Annotated in this window: 16 protein-coding genes, 1 tRNA gene and 4 pseudogenes; 17 read left to right on the plus strand and 4 right to left on the minus strand. The window is 63.2% G+C overall.

Annotated elements, in window-relative coordinates; genetic code table 11:
* Positions 1–135 precede the first annotated feature (135 nt).
* From EAH84_RS13575 to EAH84_RS13610, 8 genes are all read left to right on the plus strand, one after another.
* Positions 136–1179 (plus strand): rod shape-determining protein, encoded by a 1044-nt coding sequence (locus EAH84_RS13575; RefSeq protein ID WP_140872547.1) that lies wholly within the window; start codon positions 136–138, stop codon positions 1177–1179.
* A 97-nt stretch (positions 1180–1276) separates the two neighbouring features.
* Positions 1277–2152 carry a rod shape-determining protein MreC gene (mreC, locus tag EAH84_RS13580; protein WP_140872548.1) on the plus strand — a complete coding sequence of 292 codons (876 nt, stop codon included), beginning with the start codon at positions 1277–1279 and terminating at the stop codon, positions 2150–2152.
* Entirely contained in the window at positions 2149–2679 is a 531-nt protein-coding gene (gene mreD / locus EAH84_RS13585; RefSeq protein WP_140872549.1) for a rod shape-determining protein MreD, read from the plus strand. The genes mreC and mreD overlap by 4 nt, the downstream gene beginning before the upstream one ends.
* A gap of 29 nt (positions 2680–2708) precedes the next feature.
* Positions 2709–4757 (plus strand): penicillin-binding protein 2, encoded by a 2049-nt coding sequence (mrdA, locus tag EAH84_RS13590; protein ID WP_194150410.1) that lies wholly within the window; start codon positions 2709–2711, stop codon positions 4755–4757.
* A 44-nt stretch (positions 4758–4801) separates the two neighbouring features.
* Positions 4802–5860: a rod shape-determining protein RodA gene (gene rodA / locus EAH84_RS13595; protein WP_194150411.1), complete on the plus strand. Its 1059-nt coding sequence runs from the start codon at positions 4802–4804 to the stop codon at positions 5858–5860.
* A gap of 99 nt (positions 5861–5959) precedes the next feature.
* Positions 5960–6035: transfer RNA gene (locus EAH84_RS13600), tRNA-Lys, on the plus strand.
* 446 nt (positions 6036–6481) lie between these two features.
* Positions 6482–7258, plus strand: coding sequence for a sacsin N-terminal ATP-binding-like domain-containing protein (locus EAH84_RS13605; RefSeq protein ID WP_140872552.1), 777 nt, complete (start codon positions 6482–6484; stop codon positions 7256–7258).
* Positions 7259–7477: 219 nt separating this feature from the next.
* The gene (locus tag EAH84_RS13610) at positions 7478–8068 is read left to right on the plus strand and encodes a hypothetical protein (RefSeq protein WP_140872553.1); all 591 of its coding nucleotides are present in this window, start codon (positions 7478–7480) and stop codon (positions 8066–8068) included.
* 29 nt (positions 8069–8097) lie between these two features.
* Here the strand turns inward: EAH84_RS13610 and EAH84_RS13615 are convergent.
* Both EAH84_RS13615 and EAH84_RS13620 read right to left on the minus strand, forming a co-directional pair.
* A pseudogene (locus EAH84_RS13615) lies at positions 8098–8334 on the minus strand (IS3 family transposase); the annotation flags it as partial.
* Positions 8335–8396: 62 nt separating this feature from the next.
* A pseudogene (locus EAH84_RS13620) lies at positions 8397–9290 on the minus strand (IS3 family transposase); the annotation flags it as partial.
* Positions 9291–9354: 64 nt separating this feature from the next.
* On the opposite strand from EAH84_RS13620, the pseudogene EAH84_RS13625 reads away from it, so the two are divergent.
* The 7 genes and pseudogenes from EAH84_RS13625 to EAH84_RS13660 form a co-directional block, all read left to right on the plus strand.
* Positions 9355–9585, plus strand: a pseudogene (locus tag EAH84_RS13625) (IS110-like element ISMmg1 family transposase); the annotation flags it as partial.
* Positions 9579–10106 (plus strand): annotated as a pseudogene (locus EAH84_RS13630) (integrase core domain-containing protein); the annotation flags it as partial. The pseudogenes EAH84_RS13625 and EAH84_RS13630, both read left to right, overlap by 7 nt.
* Before the next feature lie 806 nt (positions 10107–10912).
* Positions 10913–12160, plus strand: a complete 1248-nt coding sequence (locus EAH84_RS16235) for a glycosyltransferase family 2 protein (protein ID WP_206663971.1) — start codon at positions 10913–10915, stop codon at positions 12158–12160.
* Positions 12157–13206 (plus strand): Gfo/Idh/MocA family protein, encoded by a 1050-nt coding sequence (locus EAH84_RS13645; protein ID WP_206663972.1) that lies wholly within the window; start codon positions 12157–12159, stop codon positions 13204–13206. The genes EAH84_RS16235 and EAH84_RS13645 overlap by 4 nt, the downstream gene beginning before the upstream one ends.
* Complete coding sequence (locus EAH84_RS13650) at positions 13203–14051, plus strand: class I SAM-dependent methyltransferase (RefSeq protein WP_140872556.1); 849 nt, start codon at positions 13203–13205, stop codon at positions 14049–14051. Before EAH84_RS13645 ends, EAH84_RS13650 begins: the two co-directional genes overlap by 4 nt.
* 87 nt (positions 14052–14138) lie before the next feature.
* Positions 14139–14471: a GtrA family protein gene (locus EAH84_RS16645; RefSeq protein ID WP_140872557.1), complete on the plus strand. Its 333-nt coding sequence runs from the start codon at positions 14139–14141 to the stop codon at positions 14469–14471.
* Positions 14459–15535: a glycosyltransferase family 4 protein gene (locus tag EAH84_RS13660; RefSeq protein ID WP_140872558.1), complete on the plus strand. Its 1077-nt coding sequence runs from the start codon at positions 14459–14461 to the stop codon at positions 15533–15535. The genes EAH84_RS16645 and EAH84_RS13660 overlap by 13 nt, the downstream gene beginning before the upstream one ends.
* Before the next feature lie 87 nt (positions 15536–15622).
* Here the strand turns inward: EAH84_RS13660 and EAH84_RS13665 are convergent, their stop codons facing one another.
* Both EAH84_RS13665 and EAH84_RS13670 read right to left on the minus strand, forming a co-directional pair.
* Positions 15623–17377: a hypothetical protein gene (locus EAH84_RS13665; RefSeq protein WP_140872559.1), complete on the minus strand. Its 1755-nt coding sequence runs from the start codon at positions 17375–17377 to the stop codon at positions 15623–15625.
* Positions 17378–17390: 13 nt separating this feature from the next.
* Positions 17391–19031 carry a hypothetical protein gene (locus tag EAH84_RS13670; RefSeq protein WP_140872560.1) on the minus strand — a complete coding sequence of 547 codons (1641 nt, stop codon included), beginning with the start codon at positions 19029–19031 and terminating at the stop codon, positions 17391–17393.
* A gap of 710 nt (positions 19032–19741) precedes the next feature.
* On the opposite strand from EAH84_RS13670, the gene EAH84_RS13675 reads away from it, so the two are divergent.
* Together EAH84_RS13675 and EAH84_RS13680 are read left to right on the plus strand one after the other, a co-directional pair.
* Positions 19742–20365 (plus strand): LuxR C-terminal-related transcriptional regulator, encoded by a 624-nt coding sequence (locus tag EAH84_RS13675; RefSeq protein WP_140872561.1) that lies wholly within the window; start codon positions 19742–19744, stop codon positions 20363–20365.
* Between the two features lie 244 nt (positions 20366–20609).
* On the plus strand, positions 20610–21383 hold the full coding sequence (locus EAH84_RS13680; RefSeq protein ID WP_140872562.1) for a bacteriorhodopsin-like: 774 nt from the start codon (positions 20610–20612) through the stop codon (positions 21381–21383).
* Positions 21384–21398: the final 15 nt, after the last annotated feature.

A 21398-nucleotide genomic window follows, 5' to 3' on the forward strand; every position in this document is an offset into this window, starting at 1 on the left:
ACCAATCGGCGTTATCCCGCGACCCGCAAACGCTCAGGAACCGAAGCTGATCTGGCTCTGCGGCGGTCCTCGCGAGATACAAGCGAATCGCTGGCCGGAGGACCGGACGGCATGACACGGAAACGACGCTCTCCCATGGCCTTCTTCAACCGCTTCTTCAAATTCATGTCGCACGACATGGCGATCGACCTCGGCACCGCGAATACCGTGGTGTATGTCCGCGGTCGCGGCATCGTGCTCAACGAACCCTCGGTCGTCGCGGTCGAGACGATCAACGGCGTCAAGCGCGTCAAGGCGGTCGGTGACGACGCCAAGCTGATGATGGGCAAGACCCCCGGCTCGATCGAGGCGATCCGCCCGCTTCGCGACGGCGTCATCGCCGACATCGATGTCGCCGAGCAGATGATCAAACACTTCATCCAGAAGGTCCACGGCCCCCGCCGCTTCGCGCGCTGGCCAGAGATCGTGATCTGCGTGCCATCGGGATCGACCAAGGTCGAACGCCGCGCGATCCGCGACGCCGCGAGCAACGCGGGTGCCTCGACGGTGTGGTTGATCGAGGAACCGATGGCGGCCGCAATCGGTGCGGACATGCCCGTGACCGAACCGATCGGCAGCATGGTCGTCGACATCGGCGGCGGCACCACTGAGGTCGCGGTGCTCTCCTTGCGGGGGCTCGCCTACACCACCAGCGTCCGCGTCGGCGGCGACAAGATGGACGAAGCGATCGTCAGCTACGTCCGCCGCAACCATAACCTGCTGATCGGCGAAGCCACCGCCGAACGCATCAAGCAGGATGTCGGCATCGCGCGGCCCCCCGCCGATGGCATCGGCAAGACGATCTTCATCAAGGGCCGCGACCTCGTCAACGGCGTCCCCAAGGAAATCCAGATCAATCAGGGCCAGATCGCCGAGGCGCTGAGCGAACCCGTTGCGACGATCGTCGAGGGCGTCCGCGTCGCGCTGGAAAATACCGCGCCCGAACTCGCCGCCGACATCGTCGACCAGGGTATCGTGCTTACCGGCGGCGGCGCGCTGCTCGAGGGGCTCGACGAGGTCCTCCGCGACGAGACCGGGCTGCCGGTAACGGTCGCCGAGGATCCGCTGACCTGCGTCGCGCTCGGCACCGGGCGCGCGCTCGAAGATCCGATGTATCGCGGGGTGTTGCAGAGCGGCTGACGCGGCGCGACGGCGGCGTTAATAGGGTTCGGTCTTTCCGTTTTACGCAGGGGTCCTCCGCCATCGGGCCATTCTGCATTTACCGAGGGAGCGGCGCATGGCAGCCCGCGACCGCCGCACCGGGTTCTCGCGGCGACGGCAATATGGAGCTTTTCTGGGCTATGTGGTCGCGGTGGCGGGCGCAGTGGTCGGTGCGGTGCTGCTCGTCATCTCGACGCTCCACCCCGCCACCTTCGCGCCGGTCAGGATGTCCGCCGCCAGCGTGACCGCGCCGGTGTCGTCGGGGCTCGACGCGGTCGCGCGGTGGTTCGGCGCGATCCCGACCGCGATCGGCAGCTATTTTCAGGTTCATGGCGAAAACGCGGCATTGCGCGCCGAACTGAAACGATCGCGCGTCGCGCTGATGCAGGCCCGCACGATCGTCTACGACAACCACCGCCTGCGCCAGTTGCTCGCGGTGCGCGACCGCGACGATACGACGGTCGTCGTGGCGCGGCTGGTGAGTTCGACCCCGTCGAGCGGTCGCCGTTTCGCGCTGCTCAACGCGGGTACGCTCCAACGCGTCGGGTCGGGGATGCCGGTGCGCGGCCCCAACGGTCTGGTCGGGCGCGTCACCGAGGTCGGGCCGATCGCCGCGCGCGTGCTGTTGCTGACCGATCCCGAAAGCGTCGTCCCAGTTCGGCGGATCGGCGATGGCATGCCCGCGATCGCCTCGGGGCGCGGCGACGGCCGCCTCGACATTCGCTCCGCCGAACGCACCAACGTCCGCTTCGGCCCGCATGACATGTTCGTGACCTCGGGTACCGGGGGTCTCTACCCACCGGGGGTCCCGGTCGCGCGGATCGACCATGCCGGAATTGATCAGGCGATCGCGATCCCCTTCGCCGCGCCCGATTCGCTCGACTTCGCGCTGGTTCAGCGGCCCTATATGCCGTTGCCGCCCCCGCCCCCCGCGCTCCGCGCCGCGCCATGAGACAGAGCGACGAAAGCCAGATCGATTTCCGCCCGTTCGCTCCGCCGCTGCCGCCGGGCCGCGCACGGGTGGTGCCATGGGCGACCGTGATGGCGGGATCACTCGTCACCATCGTCCCGGTCGTCGCCAGCTTGCCGCTCCTGCCCCCGATGGGGCTGATCATATTGCTGACGTGGCGCTTGCTCGCGCGCTTCTCGCTGCGCCCGTGGGCGGGGGCGCCGCTCGGGCTGTTCGACGACGTCGTCAGTGGCCAGCCGATCGGTGCATCGATGCTGCTCTGGTCGGTCGTGATGATCGGCATCGACTTGGTCGAACAGCGCCTGATCTTTCGCGATTTCTGGCAGGATTGGCTGATCGCGGCCGCGGCGATCATATTTTGCCTGACGGTGGGTCGACTCGTCGCACTTCCCTTGGGCGCGCACGTCGATAGCGTGCTATTGGCTCAGATCGCGATGTCGATCCTGCTCTTCCCCCTCGCCGCTAGGCTGGTTGCCTGGATCGACCGCAAGCGTGGGTCCGCGACGTGAAGGGCACCCCGCGCCCCGTCACCGAGGCGATGCAATCCTACACCTTCTCGCGCCGGGCGTGGTTGCTCGGCACCGCACAGGCGGGGTTCGGGCTCGTGCTCGCCGGGCGGATGGGCTGGATCGCGGTCGCACAGAACCGCAAATATTCGGATCTGTCGGAAAGCAATCGCGTCAACATGACGCTGATGCCGCCGCGGCGCGGGTGGCTGATCGATCGCCACGGCGTGCCGATCGCGAACAACCGCACCGACTTTCGTGTCGATATCATCCCCGATCGGCTCGTCGACCAGGATCGCGTCCTTGCTTCGCTCCAACGGCTGCTCGCACTGCCCCCCGAAGAGGTGGAACGGATCAGGCTCGATCTCAAGAACGCGGCCGGGTTCCAGCCGGTTCAGGTCGCGGAGAATGTCGACTGGGAGCATTTCGCCGCGGTCAACGTCCACCTGCCCGAATTGCCCGGCGTCGCGCCCACCCGCGGCTTTTCGCGCCACTATCCCGCGGGCGCCGCGGTCGCGCACCTGACCGGCTATGTCGGGGTGCCCAGCGCCGAGCAATATCAAAAGTCGCACAATCCGCTGCTCGTCACCCCCGGGTTCAAGATCGGCAAGGACGGGCTCGAAAAGACGCTCGAGGACAGACTGCGCGGCACCCCCGGCGCCAAACGGGTCGAGGTCACCGCGCGCGGAAAGCTTGTCGCTGAGCTCGCGACCCGCCCCGACGTTCCCGGCAGGACGCAAAAGCTGACGATCGATGCGGGGCTTCAGGAATATGCCGCGCGGCGGCTCGGCACCAATTCGGGCTCGGCGGTGGTACTCGACTGCCGCACCGGCGAGATGCTCGCGATGGTGTCGATGCCCGCCTATGATCCGAATAGCTTTTCGGACGGGATCAGCCATCTCGAATGGAACATGCTGTCGGACGACGATCACGTGCCGCTGATGAACAAGGTGACGCAGGGGCTGTATCCGCCAGGATCGACGGTCAAGCCGATGAATGGCCTCGCGCTGCTGCGCGCCGGAGTCAGCCCGTCCGAACGCGTGTTCTGTTCGGGCGCGCTGCGCGTCGGTACCGGGGTGTTCCACTGCCACAAGCGCGGGGGTCACGGGCCGCTCGATCTCAAGCACGCGATTATGCAGAGCTGCGACATCTTCTTCTACGAAATGGTCCGTCGCCTCGGCTATGATCACGTCGCGCCGGTTGCCCGTGCGGTCGGGCTGGGGCAAAAATTCGACCTGCCGTTCGCCAGCCAGCGCTATGGCACCGTCCCCGACAGCCAATGGAAGCGGCGCAAATACCATGACGACTGGACCGTCGCGGATTCGCTCAATGCTTCGATCGGCCAGGGCTATGTTCTCGCCAACCCGCTTCAGCTCGCGGTGATGGCGAGCCGGATCGGGTCGGGTCGCACGCTGCAGCCGAGCATCCTGGCCGATCAGGTCCGCGATTCTCCCCCGCTGCCGCTCCAGTCCGAACATCTCCAGACGATCCGCGAGGCGATGTGGGGCGTCGTCAACGGTGGCGGCACCGGGGGCGCGGCACGGATGCTGACCCCCGATGTCGCGCTCGCGGGAAAGACGGGCACTGCGCAAGTCCGCCGGATCACGATGACCGAACGCGCGTCCGGCGTGCTCAAGAACGGCTCGCTACCCTTCAAACTGCGCGACCACGCACTCTTCATGGGCTTCGCCCCCGCCGACAACCCGCGCTACGCGATCGGAGTCGTGCTCGAGCACAACGGTCATACCGTCCGAAACCTCGACACCCCGATGATCGCGCGCGACATCATGACCTATCTGGTCGACCGCGACCGCGCGATCGCCAGTCTGGCGGAGGTTGAGCCGACCTGGGGCGGCGACATCGCGACCCGGATGGCGGCCAGCCAGGCCAGCTACAAGGCGGCGCAATCCCCGCGCCCCGCGGCGGTCGCGACCAAGACCGATGGCGTCGTCCCCACCGACTCCGCCGCGGTCGAGGCCGCGACCGATCTTGCCAACCAGACCCAGGCCGCACTCACCGGCACCAGCGCCGCCGGCGACACCGTCGCCGAGACTGGCTCGACCGAACGGAGCGACGAGTGAACCGATCGCTCGTGCCCGAACCGCTTGCCCGTCTGCCCTGGCGGATGATCCTGCTCGTCGTCGCGATCGCCACCTTCGGCCAGGTCGTGCTCTACTCGGCGGCGGGAGGCAGCATGCAGCCCTGGGCCATGTCGCAAGGCGTGCGCTTCTACATGTTTGTCGCCGCGGCGATCATGCTGTCCTACGTCCCCGAACGCGCCTGGCGACAAGGCGCGCTGCCCGTCTACGCGGTCATCGTGGTCCTCCTCATCCTCGTCGAACTGATCGGCGCGGTCAGGGGCGGCAGCCAGCGCTGGCTGGACATGGGCATCCGCCTCCAGCCGAGCGAATTCATGAAGCCCGCAATCGTGCTCGCCTGCGCCCGCTTCTATGACCTGCTTCCCGCTGGCGAGACACGCAAATTCAGCGCGATCTGGCCCGCAGCGTTGCTCATCGGCGTGCCCGCGCTGCTGATCCTCAAACAACCCGACCTCGGGACGGCGCTGATGGTCTGCGCAGGCGGCGCGACGGTGGTGTTCCTGTCGGGCGTCCCCTTGCGCCTGTTCGTCGGCGGCGCGCTCGCGCTGGCGGTCGCGACCCCGCTCGCGGTCAATTTCCTGCTCCACGACTATCAGCGCAACCGCGTCCTTATCTTCCTCGATCCGGAAAGCGATCCGCTCGGCACCGGCTATCACATCAGCCAGTCGAAGATCGCGATCGGATCGGGCGGCATCTTCGGCAAGGGCTTCCTCCAAGGCACCCAGAGCCATCTCGACTATCTGCCCGAAGGCCATACCGACTTCGTCTTCGCGACGATGGCGGAGGAGTGGGGACTGGTCGGCGGGTGCCTGCTGATCCTCGCCTTCATCCTCGTCATCCGCTGGGGGATCAACGTCGGGCAAGCCGCGAACACCCGCTTTGCCCGGCTGACCGCGGCGGGACTCGCGACGACGATCTTCTTCTACGTCGCGATCAACCTGTCGATGGTGATGGGAATCGCCCCCGTGGTCGGCATCCCGCTTCCGCTCGTCAGCTTTGGCAGTTCCGCGCAGATGACGGTGATGCTGTGCCTCGGCATCCTGATGTCGATCGACCGCCAGAATCGCCGCACCGTCCGCTGGTGACCGCGCACCCGCCAAAAAAGGGTTTGCATCCCCCGCCACCAATGCTAACCGCCCGCTTCCCGATCCGACGAGCGCGAGACGCCCGCCGGACGACGGAATGGACGCATAGCTCAGTTGGTAGAGCAGCTGACTCTTAATCAGCGGGTCCTTGGTTCGAGCCCAAGTGCGTCCACCACTCTTTTCAGACACTTAGCCTGACGGTCGGTTGCCGCGATAAGCGGCCGGCAATCACATAGCAATCACCGCGATTGCGGCTCTCCCCTGTCGAGGTTAGGGCTGATCACGGTGGAAGCGTCGCATCGCTATCGCCGTGCGCCACGCATATGCGGGTCAGCGTCGCGTCGATGCCGTCGCGACGATACAGCGACCGAGACGAGCTCAAGCAGATCTTAGCTGGTTTTGACGGCTTTAGCCGCAAACCGGGCCATCGGTGCGTGAGCAGCTCAAGTCGCTACCGTTTGCCGTGTCGCCGATCCCAACGGATTATACCTCATCGGTTTCGTAGCCGCTTCCGATGCAAGATGCTATTCGATAGGCTCTCTTCTTGTTGATCTAGGATTGCAGTCACGACCGATTTTGTCACGGCAACGTGCGAGGGGCCGGTCAAGATAGGGGAATGAATTGACCGCCTTCCACACGACGCCTGTCAGCATTGTCGAGGATCTTCAGAATCTCCTGCGGGACCGTTACAAGTCTGGTTTTCCGGTCTTCAAGGAGCTGCTCCAGAACGCGGATGATGCGGGCGCCGAGCGTCTGATCGTCCGCGCGCACGAAGGCTTCAAGGAGGCTACAAACCCGTTGCTACGCGCACCTTCGTTGATAATCGCCAACGACGGGCTGGTGATGGCCGAGCACTTCGCCGCGATGGAGAAGGCCAGCGGCGGGAGCAAGGGGGGCGATACTGCCACGGTGGGGCGGTTCGGCCTAGGTCAGAAGGCTTTCTTTCATCTCTGTGACGCTTTCGTCGCTTTCGCTTGGATCGACGGCAAGCTGGACTTCAAGGTGATGAATCCTTGGGAGGAAATCCCGGATGCAGCTGATACGGCCAACCTTTGGGGAGAGCTTTCCCAGGACGACAGACACCTCCTCTGGTTCTCCAGTCAGGGCTTAGAGCAGCGCGGCATCGCGCTTGTCCTGCCGTTGCGGACGGACACGCTGATGCCTGGCGCCGGGCTCTGGTTGACCCCGGAGAAATGGACGCCGGAGCGCGCGCTCGCTGACATCGCCGGCGGAGAGGAACTCATGCCTGCGCTGTGCTGCCTACGAACGCTGGGTTCGATCGAATTTTCCGGGCCGGGGGCCAAAGCACGTCGGCTCGAGATTGCGACCGGGGCGTCCCGATTGTCCGGGCCGCAAGGTGGGGTAGCGGGACGATCGTTGGCAGGAAGCTGGCATTAGGCGAACGAAGCCACGGTTCGCTTCTCGGGCTGCGAAACGTGGTGTCCGAGTGGCGAAGCCGTAAACGTCAGACTAGCGGAGGATTGGCCGTCGGCCCGCAATTATCGCCAAGAGCTTGTGCCGGCCAAGGCGGAGCCGCACGGCGCAGTGATCATTTGCCGGTCGCCTTCTATGGGTCCCGAGGGTCGGCTGCGTCTGCGATCGACCGTTTATCTGCCCGTGGCGATTATCGCGGAGACCTCGCTGCCCGCCGCGATAGGCAATATCGACCTGCTGCTGCACGGTTATTTCTTCGTGTCGAGCGCGAGAACCGAGGTTCGCACTGTTGACGAACCCGGTGCGGAGGGTCGCTGGAATGCCGCACTGGAGGCGGAGGCGACGCTGTCGCAGGTCCTACCCGCGCTAGCTGCTGCGATCCCCGCGCTACCAAATGACGACGATCGTGGAGCTCTGCTTGATGCCTTAAAGAAGACCGATTGGTGGGGAAAGCATCGCGCACTCGTCTGCCAAAGTGAGGCCCTTGCCCAAGTCTGGGACGGCGGAGGCTGTGCTAAGTGGAAGCGGGTTCCAGCCGCGGCCGTCCGGCCCATTGCCAGCGCCTCGTCGACATCTCGTGAGCGCCTATCAACTGGCCTGCCGGGGCTAGCGAACTGGTGTGCTCAGACGGGGATCGTGCTGGCGCATGGACCTATCCTGGCCGCTGAGGACTGTCGCTGGAAGGATGCTGAACTTGCCGCGATCGTCCGGCTCGCAGGACCGGCTGCCTTCACCAAGCTGCGGATCGCAGAGACCATTGTGATATTCCCCTGATATTCCCCCGGTTCGGCGGACACGCAGGGTTAGCCGGTCATGCTCCGCTCGGCTTGCTCGGGGGTTAGATATCCGAGGGCCGAGTGCATGCGGTGCCGGTTATAGTAGCCCTCGATGTATCCGAACAGCGCGTGCCGCGCTTCGGCCTGTGTCGCCCATCGGCACTGATGGACGAGTTCGACCTTGAGGGTGTGAAAGAAGCTCTCCATCGGGGCATTATCGTAGCAATTGCCGGTGCGGCTCATTGAGGGCGTCGCGCCGATCGCGGCCAAGTGATCGACATAGGCGCCGGCCGNTGATATTCCCCCGGTTCGGCGGACACGCAGGGTTAGCCGGTCATGCTCCGCTCGGCTTGCTCGGGGGTTAGATATCCGAGGGCCGAGTGCATGCGGTGCCGGTTATAGTAGCCCTCGATGTATCCGAACAGCGCGTGCCGCGCTTCGGCCTGTGTCGCCCATCGGCACTGATGGACGAGTTCGACCTTGAGGGTGTGAAAGAAGCTCTCCATCGGGGCATTATCGTAGCAATTGCCGGTGCGGCTCATTGAGGGCGTCGCGCCGATCGCGGCCAAGTGATCGACATAGGCGCCGGCCGCGTATTGGGATCCGCGATCCGAGTGGCAGATGAGACCGCGGTCGGGCCGCTGCCGCTGGGCAGCCATCATCATGGCCGCGAGCGRCAGCTCGGTTCGCATGTGGTCGCGCATCGCCCATCCGACGATCTTGCGGGTTGCAAGATCAAGAACCGCGGCGAGATACAGCCACCCTTCGCCGGTTGCGATGTAGGTGATGTCGGCGAGCCAGATTGTGTTTGGCGCGGTTGCCGCGAAGTTCTGCGCCAACAGATTCGGCGCGATCGGCAGATAGTGACGACTGTCGGTAGTACACGGCCGGAACCGGCGCCCCGCCAGTGCGCGGATACGATGGCGACGCATCAGCCGTTCAACGCGACCACGGCTGCATCGATGACCTTCCGCCCGCAGGGCGGCATGCATTCTCGGCGATCCGTATCGGCCTTGATGATGCGCCTGAAGTCGGCGCACGTCGGCAAGCAATGCCAGGTTCGCCGTCGTCCGTGCGCTCGGCGCTCGGACACGCCAGTCGTAATAGCCGCTGCGCGACACGCCGAGCATGCGGCACATGACGTTCACCGGCCAGGTGGACGCATGCTGCTCGATAAAGGCGAACTTCATCGCGGCATCTCCGCAAAGATGCCGACGGCTTTATGGGATGGCCCGCCCCTCATCATCTGGCGCAATCTGGCGTTGGATTAAAAGGAGAGGACCGATGACGACGAAGACGCCGATTGCCACGCTCGGGATCGACCTAGGCAAGAACAGCTGTAGCTTGGCAGGAATGGATGCGAGCGGAACCGTGGTGTTGCGCCGACGAATGACGCGGGAGGGACTGATCAAGTTCTCCGCCGCGCTGCCGGCTTGCGTCGTGGCGATGGAGGCGTGCTGCGGTGCTCATTATCTCGGGCGCACGTTCGAAGGGCAAGGCCACACGGTGCGGTTGACTTTGTCGAAGCGCGGACGCACGACGGGCGCAAGTTCCGGATCCTCACGATCATCGACGAGGCCAGCAGGGAATGCCTGGCGCTGATCGTCGCACGTCAGTTGAAACACGAGGACGTGCTGGCGGCGCTTGCCGAGCTGTTCATCGTGCGAGGTCCGCCAGCGCATATAAGGTCGGATAATGGCAGCGAGTTCATCGCTACGGCGGTCCACCAATGGCTCGGCCAAGTCGGCGTGAAGACGCTCTACATCGCGCCGGGCTCGCCCTGGGAGAACGGCTATAACGAGAGCTTCAACGGCTCGCTGCGCGACGAGCTGCTCAACGGCGAGATCTTCTACAGCCTCGCCGAGGCACGGGTGCTGATCGAGGCGTGGCGGCGCCATTACAACACCGTCCGGCCCCATAGCAGCCTGGGCTACCGCCCGCCGGCACCCGAGGCGGCGACACCGCCATTGCCGGCCTCCGGTTCCGCTTCGCTCCACCTCCGCCCGGCAATGGCGGCGGAGACGACAATGCACTAACTATCTACCCGGACCACCCGGTGGGGGCCGCTCAGCCTTTAGGGGGCAACAACAGTAGTTATCATCGGGATCGGATTTCGGCATGGCAGTTCCTAGCGACAAGCATCTTCTGGCGTTCGGACGCCTGATCCACAACTACGCTGCCGTGGAGAGCGGTATAAAGATGGGCACCCACATCAACTCGCTGCTCGGCGCTGATCCAGCGCGAGGAGAGCATCAGGACCGGTGAGAGCGGCTTCGGAGATTTCCGGACGATCCTGCCCGAAAACGCCGTCGGTGGCCGAGCATCGTCTCGCCCAGCCGCCAGTTCGCCTCGCCGATGCGTCGACGGGCGAGCGTCGCCATCGAGCGGCGAATAAGTTTCTAGCCCGCCTCGTCGAAAGCGCCGGCCATGCCCTTGAGTCCCACCTCAGCCATGGCCGCCAGCATCTCATGCCGCTGCAGGGAAACCTCGCAGGCTGCCGTGGCAGCCGCAGTCGACACGGAGCGGATGGCGCAGCGTCAGGTCTTCGGATGTGGCGATGGCCAACGGTCGTGGCGGCTCGCGCCGACGGCGAGACTATTGAGAATGCCGTCGTCGCTGGTAATGCCGACTTGACTGGTCTTCGTCCATTCCGGCGTAGCGCCCTTGTCGTTATGATTGCGGCTCTCGGTACGAATGCCGTTTCCTGCAGTTTCTAGTCCGTACCCTGCCCCGACCCATCCGATCGCCCGAAACTAGTTGTTAACCACTTCGATCTATTTTCAAGATACCAGCCCCGGGGGTATCTTGAATGATCAATCTTGGCAGCCAAGAACTTACCATCATGGCCCGGCAAGCACGTGCAATCGATGTGTCGATCGTCATGCCGTGCCTCAATGAGGCCGAGAGCCTACCGCATTGCATCGCCAACGCGCATGACGCGCTTGCTCGGATCGAATCTGAATATGGACTGTCCGGCGAAATAATCATCGCCGACAATGGATCGATCGATGGCAGCCAAGGAATAGCGGAATCGCTCGACGCTCGCGTGGTGTCGGTCGCGTCACTCGGTTACGGCGCTGCGATCATCGGCGGCTGCTATGGCGCCGACGGCAGATATCTACTCATCGGCGACGCCGATGGCAGCTACGATTTCACCGATGGGGTGGCGATGGTCGGACGCCTGACACGCGGTGCGGACCTGTGCATGGGGTCTCGCTTTGCCGGCGGGATCGAGCCGGGAGCGATGCCTTGGAAGAACCGGTACATCGGCAATCCGCTGCTCACCGGCCTGCTCAACTTGTTGTTTCGATCGGGGGTTAACGATGCGCATTGTGGCTTGCGCGCGATCCGTCGCGAAACCTTTCTAGCACTGAATTTGTCGGGTAGCGGCATGGAATTTGCCAGCGAGATGGTCATCAAGGCCAGCTTGAAACGCGTCCGCATCGAACAGGCCCCAGCGACGCTTTCGGTCGACCTACGCAACCGGCCACCGCATCTGCGCCCGTGGCGCGACGGTTGGCGCCACCTGCGTTATCTCCTGATGCTCAGCCCGACGTGGCTGTTCGGCATTCCGGCGATCGCCGCCATGGCCGTGGCAGGCATGATCATGCTGGTCGCGCTGGCTAATCTGCTGAGCCTGCTCCCCGGTGTCGAATTTTTCGGCACGAGTTGGACGCTTGTCGCCGGCTTTCTGTTCTGCGTTGGGCATTTGTCGGGCGTGATGGCGATCGCCACCCACTTGCACGGGGTCGGTCAGGAGTATCGCGAGATGGCCCCCATATTGCGACGCTATGCTCACGTGTTGACGCTGGAAACGACGCTGATCGTCGGGATTGCGCTGCTGATCCTGTCGGGATGCGGTCTGGGCGCTGTGGCTCTGCATTGGTCCATCGATCATTTCGCGGCACTCGCAACCCCGTTGCCGTTGATAATTGCCTGTGTCGCGGGGGCGACCGGACTGCAGACGATCATGGGGGGATTCCTGCTGTCGATCATCGCCGGGCATCAGGCGCGCTTCGTCACCGCCCCGCATCCAATCGATTTTTTCGCCAATTTGTCGCCTGCGCCTCAGATGGTTCAGGCCGCGTGACGCTCCGCGTCGCTGCGATCGGCCTGGGCTGGGTCGCGCAGCATCGGCACCTGCCCGTGATGGATCGGTCGGGCCGCTTCGACGTCGTGGGCGTGGTCGACCGCCACCCCGGGGTCGCACGCGACGTCGCCAAGACGCGGCGGTATCGCTATCACGGCTGCACCGACACGCTGGCGGACATCGCCTGGCTGGACGAAGTGGATGCGGTCACGATCTCGACCGCGCCGATGGCGCATCACGGGCTCGCCGTGCAAGCGCTGGCATTGGGCAAGCACGTGTTGACCGAAAAGCCGTTTACGATGACCAGCGCGGAAGGCGCGGAGCTGATCGCCCGCGCGCAGGAAGCGGATCGCCGTCTGGCCGTTGTCCACAATTTTCAATTTGCGCGGTCGACCAAGGCGCTGTTCGCCGATCTTGCGGACGGGCGGCTGGGCGACATCACCGGCATTGATGCCGTTCAGTTCGGCAATCCCGATCGTCGGTTACCGGAATGGTGCGAGGAACTGCCGTTTGGCCTGTTCTATGACGAAAGCCCCCATCTACTTTATCTGTTGCGGGCCGTCGTCGGCGATATCGCGCTGGCGCGCGCGTTCAAGGTCGCGAGCACCCGCGGTCTCCGCACGCCGGCACGCGTCGAGGCGTGGTTTCGCGGCGGACCGAATAATTGCCCCGTACGGCTCGCCTGCAATTTTGAAAGCCCGGTCAGCGAATGGTATCTGATGGTCGGCGGCAGCCGCGGCTACGGTATTGTCGACATCTTTCGCGATATCTATGTCCGCTTGCCGAACGATGGTCTTCACGACACCGGCAAGGTTCTGCGCACCAGCGCGATCGCGACCGCTCAACATTGGCTCCAGCACGTCACCAGTGGCATCCCGCACCTGTCGGGGCGGCTCAATTATGGCAATGGCGAGCTCTTCGATCGCTTCGCGCGCGCCGTAGCAGGCGATGTCGAGGCGATGGCGCCAATCTCCGCGCAAGCTGCGCACGCCATCCTGACCCTGCAGCACGCCATCATCGATGGCGCCGAGGATCTTTACGCATGAGCAAAACCCACCTGTTTGCGACCTTCACCGGCGCCTATCCCGCCCAGCCGGCTACAGCCTACTGGCGTGCGATTGAAATTGCGGCGCTTGCTTCGCGCGAAATCCCGAACGGACGCGGTCTCGATCTTGGCTGCGGCGACGGGATCCTCACGGATATTTTGCTCGATGAAATCGGCACACGCGATCTGGTTGGAATCGATCTCGATCCGCTGGAAACCGACGCGGCGCGTCGTTTCCCCTTTTATCGTGCGATCCACACCTGTTCGGCGGATGCCATCCCGGAAGACGCGGCGACTTTCGATTTCGTCATGTCCAATTCGGTACTTGAGCACGTGCCCCCGCTGGAAGGTACAATGGCCGAGGTAGGCCGCCTGCTCAAGCGCAACGGACGGTTTTTCTTCACCGTGCCGGGCCCCGCCTTCCACGATAATCTGGCGGGCGGCCTGATGCCAGGCGTGTCGCGCGCGGCGTATTTGAAAACGTTGGACACACGGTTGGCGCATCTCCATTACCTGTCTGAAGCCGACTGGCGTGAAATGCTGGGTCGCCATGGCCTCGTGCTCGACACCTGCCTGGGTTATCTCGACCCGGCACAAACACGGCGTTGGGAGACGCTCTCTCGCTTCACGGGCGGGCTGCTGTATACGTTGTTCGGCAAAACGGCGCGGCCAATCGAGATCCAGCGCAAATTGGGCGCGCGCACCCTCCAAAACCGCCGCCGGCTGCCTCAGCCGCTTGCGGCGCTGCTTGGTCGGATCGCTCGGCTCGGCGTTCCAAGCGCCGGGACCGGCTGGACGTCGTTGAACACGGCTTCATGCATGCTGATCGAAGGCCACCGCGCCTAAAGGGCCCCTATTGTGCGTCGGGACGACTCTCCGCCCAATCGTGTCTCCACGGTGCGTTACGCCGTGGTTGCGGGCAGTTGTGCGCTCATGCACAACGGTATCGTCATCGGCGCCGCATGGGCGGGGGCGGGTTTGCTGGGCGCCACGGCACTCAGTTTCTGTCTGATGGTCGTCATCGGCTATCTGTTGATCGGTGCAATCGTCTTTCGCGCGGCACCGACACGGACCGGATTCGTACGCTATACGCTTGCCATGGCGGCCAATTTCCCCGTGGCGACATCATTACTCTTCGTTCTTGCGGTCCCGTTGCACCTGCCCGTGGCGATAGCGTCACCGGTCGTGACGTTACTGATGATGATCATCAATTTCGTGGCTGCACGGTGGGCGATCGGTGGGCGGGCAGCGATATGCGCATCCTGACGGTTTCGCATTTCTTCGCCCCCCATGGTGGCGGGATCGAACTCGTGGCCGGGCACCTCAATCGTGAACTCGTCGCGCAGGGGCATGATACGCAGTGGGCAGCCGCGCGGGAAGGCGCGCTGCCCGATCTCGGCGCCACGCGACCGGTCGGCCTTACCTGCGTCAACTGGCTGGAACGACTGACCGGACTGCCGATGCCAATTCCCACGCCAGCAGCGATCCGCCGCTTGTGGCGGGCGGTGGCGGCCAGCGACGCGGTTATCGTCCATGATGCGCTTTACGTTTCGTCGATCGTGGCGCTGATAGCCGCGCGCCGGCTTCGCAAACCGGTACTGCTGATCCAGCATATCGCGGACATTCCCTTTTCTAACCGGTTGCTGCGCAGCTTGATGGCCTTTGCCAATACATGCGTCACGCGCCCGATGCTGCGTGGTGCCGATCACGTCGTATTCATCAGCGCGACGGTGCGTGACTTGTTCGCTGATGTCCGCTTCCGTTCGGCTCCACAGCTGCTGTTCAATGGCGTCGACACCAACCTGTTCCACCCGGTGGCGCTGAAGCGGGACGAGACGATCCTGTTCGTCGGCAGATTTGTCGAAAAGAAGGGGCTTTCCGTAATCGCCGCACTTGCGCGGATGCGGCCTGACCTGCGCTTCCTTCTGGTGGGGCGCGGGCCGATCGATCCCACCAAGTGGCAGCTATCGAACGTTTCGGTGCTGCCACAACAGACCCCGGCAACGCTTGCGAACCTTTATCGTCAGGCCAGATTGCTGCTGCTGCCGAGCATCGGCGAAGGCTTTCCGCTCGTCGTTCAGGAGGCGATGGCATGCGGCCTGCGCATCCTGTGTGGCACCGACACCGCATCGGCGGATCCCGAGGCGCGGTCGTGGCTCGCACACGTCATGATCGACCTTGCCGACCCGCAGCAGACTGCAACGAGGGTGGCCGCGACGATCGATACGCTACCATGCGTCCCCCCACCGCGCGCGATGGCTGATCATGCAGCCAGCCATTACAGCTGGCCCGTCATGGTTTCCGCGATCGTCTCGGCATTGAGCAGATAGCTAAATCGGCGGTTCGCTACGCAAAGCACCGACGTGTTACTCGGTGTAGAGGGCAATGGTTCCTCGATCGACAGCAGCGCTAATTAGTCAATCGTTCGACCAACGTTGCTCTGGAACGATATGACACCCGACGGCTAGCGCCGCAGCGCGCAACGCGCGTTGATGATCGCTCGCCCGCACGGCACCTCGACCGCTGTAATAAACGGCTAGTCCGTCGATCCTCGGTGCATCGACAAAGGCGGTCGTCCGACCCCGGCAGAGCGAGGCAATGTCTGCCGGACGCAAGGCAGGTCCGAGCAGCCGGATCGGCCGGTTGCCGAGGTCAGGCGCGTTGATAACCAGATCGGCATTGCCCGGTCCCGCATCAATCACCGCGATGTCGGCTGCGATGCGTCGGATAGCATAGTCGGGCTCGGCCTGAGCGGCCACCAATTGGTGAGCCATCCAACCATGCACGGGTAGCAGCAGCAGGCTCCCGACCGTGGTCCACAGCATCGACCGACGAAGATCGACGCCCGCCGTCTCTGCCTGCCGCCAGCCGTAGCCGGCGAGCAGACAGGCGTTTCCGAGCACCGGGTGCAGGTAACGATAGCCCCAGCCATGCCCCTGCCAAGGCAGTAGAAAACCCATCACGAGGATCGGCAGGACCAGACCGATGGTCAGCGAACGCACCAGGGATTGATCTTTCCACCCGCCGACGGCACCCAGCAGCACCATCGGCAGCAGCAGCAAATGCTGCCAGGTCGCGAAGCGGATTAAGTTGACCGCCATGGTCCAAAGTGCATCGACCCCGACCAATGCCAGTATATGAGCAAGGCGGGTAGCGTAGTCGATACCCTCGCGATCGTTGCCCGCGGGCACCGGGCCGGCGTGAGCGCTCATCCAAACCGGCCATGCCATCCAGAAACCGCAGATGAGCGCATAGCCGACGCCATAGACGCAAACACGCCGCCAATTTCCTTGCCGAGCCAGACCGAGCACGAACGGCAAGGCGAAAAGTGGGTGGAACAACGGTTGATGCACCCCCGTGGCAAGGAAGCCGACGACCAAGGTGCCCGCCAGGCCAAGTCGGTCATTACGCAGGAACAGCATGAGCCAAACGAGGTTCAGCGCAAGATGCGCCGTCATCGCGTAGGCGGTCATGGCAGTGATGATGATCTGTGAAGAACAAAGATAGCAAAGCAGCGCCGCCATCTGGCTGCCCGGCGAATCCTTCCACAGTCGCCGACCGATCGATGCCAGTGCCAGCAGACCGATAACAACTAAAATGGGGGATGTGAAAACCGGGTCTGCTACCGTTGAAACTAGCGCACGCAAAGCTGCATTTACCGGCAAATAAGCCGATATCCATTCGGCATGATCGCCAATCGGGAGAATGAACAGTAAATTGAGCGCGGGAGCAATTGTCTGCCAACTGGATGGAATGGGGGCGGCCAGATGTCCGCTACCAAATATGGCGGAATCGAAGACTGCCAGCTGTTCGTCTCTGCTGAGGTCTATTCCCTGGAAAACACCGTCATAGCCCCAGGAGCAAATGACGAACAAGCAACAGGCCGCCCCGGCCAGCCACCATCCCGGTCGCCGGATTGTCGCTGGCAGGCGCAACCGCGACGGTCGGCCCCGTCCGAAGGTGACCACGGCGAGGCAGAACAGTGGAAGCAGCGCCAGGTCCTGCATATAAAACAGCGTCGGCGTCGGCTGCGGCGCGCGAATTCGGCTCATCGTCGACGGCATGACCAGCGCTACGATGACGAGGAGCAGGAGCAGCCCGATCGTGATCAGCCGGACCTTGCGCATCCGTCTGATCGCGATGACCTGGTCCGGGTGCGAGGCGATCGCCATGCGGGGCGCCTTCTTACGCGCCATGCGCGAGCGGGAACCAAGACACCGCGCGCCGCACATCCAGGCCGCACAATCCATGCAAGCGATGGCGCATCGCATAGCTGCGCACATGGTCGAGGTAATCTGCTGCCTGGGGGTTCGCGAATGTCCAGTCGGGCGGGTTGAAGGATGAAATGCCGTTGATCGTCGGGCGACCGTAATAACTGGCCAGCACCATAGCATCGACGTTCGGGCGATAGGACCACCCCCCAGTGCCGATGCCGTCCCCACCCCAGGCGCGGTCGATCGCCCGGGATTCGGCAAGGACGGGGAAGTCGGCGGATCGGGCAGACACGACGAAGAACGCGGAGCATTGCGCCGGTGGCGGGCCGACCGCCGCCAGCATGCGGAGCTGCGCGTGCCGATCAAGTGTCAGCGGGGCGTCAAGCTGAACCTCCTCGACCAGGAGCCCGGCTAAAATAAGCGTGAGCACCCAGCCCCGGCGCGGCGTGCGGTCGAGAAAAACGATCACGATGGGGATGATGCCAACCAAAGCGAACAACAGAAATCGCGAAACGACCCGCACGGCCGAAGCGCCGGGCACGTATGAGTATATATACCACCAAGCCGAGTGATCGGGCGGCCAGCGTAACGCAAGGACAGTCACCACACCAAGTGCGATGCCGACGGGCAGCATGATCCCGCTTTTCGCCCTCTCACGCCCCGCCCAGAGCAGCGCGAACAGTGTCGCCACCATCAAGCCGATCGGCAGTCCGAAGCGCGTCTCACCGCCCGGAAACGGAGCGTCGGCGCCGAGCAGCGTCGGTAACCGGCCCCAGACCAGATTGCCAGAGCCCACGTTGAACAGCGTCAGCATGTTCGGCAAATACAGGTGCGGGCCGCTCTCCCAACTGTGTCGGGCCCCGGTGGCCATGATCGGAAGATACAGCAGCAGCATTGGCAGCAGCGCAATTGCACCGACCACCAAGCAAGCTAGCAGCGCTCGCCAATGTCGCATTGCCGCCGCGCCAAACGCTTGGCGCTCGTTCGCCGGCATCAACATCAGCGCGACCGGTGCATAAATGGCGAGGAACAGTGAAAAAAACCAAACGCCATAAAAAGCGTTCAGGGCGGTGACACCGTAAAGCACCGCGAAACCGCAGCCATAGGCGAACACGGCGTAGGACCGGTCGCGATGGAGCATCCGGGCCGTGCGTACCGCGAGGAAAGAGAGCCACGGAAATAGACCGACGCTCAACAACTGGGCATGATACATGTGGAGTAGCGAGACGTTCGCGGTCGTGAATAGCACGGCGCCACTGAGTGCCAGCAACGTGCGGACATTCAGGCCGCGACGGAGCAGCACGTACATCCCGACGAATCCGATCGACTTCATCGCCACGTGCGATGCGCAGGCTGCCAAAAAGGGGTCGGCACCGGCAATTCGTGCAAGAGAGAAGGGAATGCCCGGAACGACGTACGTGTCGTTGTAGCCCAGCGTCGACGCATAGGGATAAAAATATCCGGTCACGTCCCATGCCGCCCCGGTGGTGAACACGCGGTACCAGTGGTTCAGGATCGCGACCTCGATCATGCCGTCATAATTGTCGCCGTACAGCATCTGTAATCGCGTCATCAGGGCGTCACGAAAGAATATTGCCAGGCACGTCAGCATCACCGCCCCGGCCAGGGCGCGCCGCGTCCATGCCGACGTGGGCGACCTTTGCGTGGTCCTGCAGCCTCGCTCGTACTGCTCGTTTTCTGTCGTTACGCCGACCACTTGGTTCCCCTCCGTTCTTTGGGGAACGTTAACCACGTCCACAATGTTTTTTTGGTTAAGATTGCGCAGGAGCGATGATAACGCGCCCACGTTCTCAATTTTTTACTCAAGTAAGGTTGGGACTGCCAGGTGCTTCGGCCCAATCCGGCCAACCTGACGCCGCAATCGAGCGCACAGAATTGCCGTGATTGTTAAGCTTCTACTATCAGCCACTTACTGCAACAGCGTGTTCCCTTCACCCGCTCCAGTTCTGCTTGGGCGAGCCCGCACCACCGGAGTATCATCGTACTGACCTGAACTGGCCAACTTTTGGTGGGACGGGTTGAGCGGACGCCTGCCGCTCCGCTGAAATGGACATCTTCTACCAAAGTCGACCACTACCGTTCGGTCTGTTCCGTTCCTGAAAACGTGCGGCTCCCACGAAAGCTACCACTAACGGACGATCGGCATCGCGCGGCAACGGGCATTCGATTGTATTTGCGCACATTACGAACCGCGACGTTCAATGATTGCGCACGGGCGGCGTCCCTGGTCCCGAAGAATTCGGGTGCCACAACGTCTCACCGCCGGTATGCAAGCCGACATGCAGCGGACTCGCATATAATATGGCGCGACAGGTCGTTGTTATGCCCCCGAGCGATCGGCATTTCCGCTTGGTCGCCGATAGTCCGATTCCATCTGTGATCAGCGATCCACGATTGCCCGACAACCCGATTGTCGCCTGTAACGACGCCTTTTGCGAGCTGACCGGGTATCCGGTCGAGGATGTCGTCGGGCGCAACTGCCGCTTCCTGTCAGGCCCGGCGACCGAGCCTTGGCTGACCGAGGAGATTCGTCGCGGCGTGCGTGAGCATCATCCGGTGCTGGTGGAAATCTTGAACTACAAACGCAGTGGCCAACCCTTTCGGAACGCCGTTCTGGTGGCGCCGATCTACGACGAGCAGGATGCCTTGCTGTATTTCCTCGGCTCGCAAGTCGAGATCGATGCCGGGGCTCCATCACCGTCGAGCATGCGCCGAATCCGTGCGGCCGACATGGTGAAAGCGCTATCGCGTCGGCAAGGGCAGGTTTTGAAGCTTGTCGCCGACGGGCTGCTCAACAAACAGATCGCAGCCGAACTCGGCCTCGCCGAAAAGACGATCAAGATGCATCGTGCGATCCTGATGAAGCGGCTTGAGCTTCAGACGACAGCCGATCTGATCCGCTTGGCGGTCGAGGCAGGGCTCTGACGATCAGCTCGCCGATACAGCACAAAGCCCGTATCGCCCGGAAAAGAACCGCGACCGATAAGGGGCAGGTCGGCACAGCGGCATGGCCGCAAGCCTTAACCCATTCGGTGCGCGGTCAGGCAGTCCCTCCTGCGACCGCCGCTGTGACGACACTTCGGGGGCCCGAAGATCGTCTATGGTCGAATGACCCCCGCACATCTCTCCCGGCGCGTTGGCGCTGCGGATCACTGTGACGGAGACTTAGATGGATATCGTGACACCCTTCCAGTTTTCCCTGGTCTACAACGCGTTTTCCTTCACATTCGCGACGATGGCCGCGGCGACCGCGTTTTTCTGGCTGAGCCGTTCACAAGTCGCGCCCGCCTACCGCACCGCGTTGACCATTTCGGGGCTGGTAACCGGGATCGCCGCCTATCATTATTTCCGTATCTTCGAGAGCTGGAACGCCGCTTACACGTTTAAAGACGGCATCGTGTCGGCGACCGGCTTCGCGTTCAACGATGCCTATCGTTACGTCGACTGGCTACTGACCGTACCGCTGCTACTGGTCGAGTTGATCCTGGTCATGCGCCTGTCGCGCGCAGAGACGAGCTCCAAGACGATCCGGCTCGGTTCCGCCGCGGCACTGATGATCGTCCTCGGTTATCCTGGCGAAATCGCCGGCGACATCCCGACCCGCGCCCTTTGGGGGACGCTGTCGGCGATCCCGTTCGTCTATATCGTGTGGGAGCTATTCCGGGGCCTGGGCGAATCGATCAACCAGCAGCCTGCCAATGTGCAGAATCTGGTGCGCAAGGCGCGGTTGTTGACGTTTGCGTCATGGGGCTTCTATCCGATCGTCTACATGGTACCTTATGCCGGACTGACCGGCGGGACCGTGACCACGACGATTCAGATCGGCTACACGATCGCGGATATCGTCGCGAAGGCCGGTCTTGGCATCCTCATCTTTCTCATTTCGGTTCGCAAGTCTGAAGCCGAAGCCGGAATCGATGGGTTCAAGGTGCACGCCGCCTGATCCGATCTGATGCGA

This window comes from Sphingomonas oligophenolica (assembly GCF_006438955.1).
GTDB classification, from domain to species: domain Bacteria; phylum Pseudomonadota; class Alphaproteobacteria; order Sphingomonadales; family Sphingomonadaceae; genus Sphingomonas; species Sphingomonas oligophenolica_A.